The organism is Peribacillus sp. NPDC058002 (assembly GCF_042886655.1).
Taxonomy (GTDB): Bacteria; Bacillota; Bacilli; order Bacillales; family DSM-1321; genus Peribacillus; species Peribacillus aracenensis.
Map to the genome: position 1 here is coordinate 1 of NZ_JBHVQU010000454.1, position 1,787 is coordinate 1,787.

The 1,787-nt window shown below is 36.9% G+C and carries 2 protein-coding genes; both read left to right on the forward strand.

Annotated features, from left to right (window positions below; translation table 11 throughout):
• Positions 1-223: 223 nt before the first annotated feature.
• Entirely contained in the window at positions 224-688 is a 465-nt protein-coding gene (locus ACFVSH_RS26230; RefSeq protein ID WP_387708736.1) for a PCYCGC motif-containing (lipo)protein, read from the forward strand.
• Between the two features lie 218 nt (positions 689-906).
• The coding region (uvsE, locus tag ACFVSH_RS26235; RefSeq protein ID WP_387708738.1) for a UV DNA damage repair endonuclease UvsE at positions 907-1,787 on the forward strand (881 nt) is incomplete at its 3' end.

The following is a 1,787-nucleotide window of genomic DNA, read 5'->3' on the forward strand; positions in this document are numbered from 1 at the left end:
CTCCATCAACCTTAAATCGTTTAGTTTTTAAAAACAACAATCTTTACGAAAAGAGTCTTTTTTAAAGTTTGGTTAATATTTTAAGAATACGCACGAAGTCGTACCAGTAAGGCATTTTAGTATACTTGTTATTTCAAATCCTTATCATTATGGAACCTAATGCTTGTAGAAATCCCTTGGGTACCATAAAATGGGGATATCAAATTGATCAAGGAGTGTATAAATGAAGCTAAAATTAATGACCATCACTTTAGGGATCTGTTCTTCATTAATACTTTCAGGTTGTTCAAGTGAAGAGGAAAGTGTTATTCAAAAAGAAAACAGTCATGAAGGACATTCAGAACATTCGGTATCCGGTGATATTCAGGAGGAGACCATCAGCAAGGAGATAGCACCGGATTTCTTAGCTGATAAACCTGAGGATATGAAGACAATCTATTTAGCTGTTGCGCAAAACAAAAATTTACTTGAAAAAATACCTTGTTACTGCGGTTGTGGTGAGTCAGCTAACCATAAAAATAATTACGATTGTTTTATTCATGATAATAAAAAGAATGGTGAAGTCGTTTGGGATGACCACGGGACGAAATGCGGAGTTTGCTTAGAAATAGCTGCACAATCCATATTGGACTTGAATGACGGTATGAGCATCAAAGAGATCCGGAATAAAATCGATGAAAAATATTAAAGTGGATATGCTAAACCAACCCCGACCCCTGCAGTGTAAAAGGAAAGAGAATGAAATCCTAGCGTGAATATGATAGTTGGAAAAATGGCTTTTGCCCGATATTCATTCGGAAAAAGGCCATTTTTTTATTTTGGGGAGGGATGGTTGCTTACATATATAATATTGATTGCAAAGGGGAATACTTCCAATAAACATAAAACCGTAAAGGAGTTATCCCATTGACATTAATCCGCCTTGGTTATGTAGCCATGAGTAATCATGTTCCAAACTGTTCACCATCCCAAACGATGACTTTTGCTCAGTTTTCGAAAATTAAGGACAGAGATGCCGCGATAAGGAAGCTCGAACGTATTTCGATTTCCAATCTTCATAATTGCTGGCGTTTGCTGATTCATAACGAAGCTAATAATATCCAGTTCTTTAGGCTTTCTTCAAAACTAATCCCTTTAGCCAATCATCCAGAAATACCAGAATGGGATTACATCGATCCGATTTCAGAAGAACTGGCTAAATTAAAAACATTCATTACAGACCACCCAAAAATAAGGATAGATTTTCACCCAGATCATTTCGTCATCTTGAATAGTACAAATATCGATATTCTGAAGACATCTTTAAAAACATTAAGGATGCATCATACGTTATTGAAAAAAATGGGAGTCGATCCCGAGCACCGCTGCGTTCTCCATGTTGGGGGCGGTTATTGGGAGCATGTTCAGGCATTAGAGCAGTTCATCCATAATTGGGGCTTGATTCCTGAATCGATTCAGAGAATGGTCATTCTTGAGAATGATGATACTACCTATACTTTATCGGAAACTCTTTATTTATGTGAGAAATTAGGGATTCCTATGGTTTTTGATTACCACCATTACCTTGCACATCAGTTACCAAGTGAAGATTGGAAAGATCATTGGAACCGTATATTAAATACCTGGAGTATTTCGAAGCTACCTCCTAAAATGCATATATCAAGTCCAAGGTCCGATAAGGAATTTCGAGCACACGCTGACTTTGTGGATATAGGAATGTTCATGGATTTTTTGCAACAAATAAAGGGAAGCTTACCACAGCTTGATTGCATGATTGAAGCAAAACC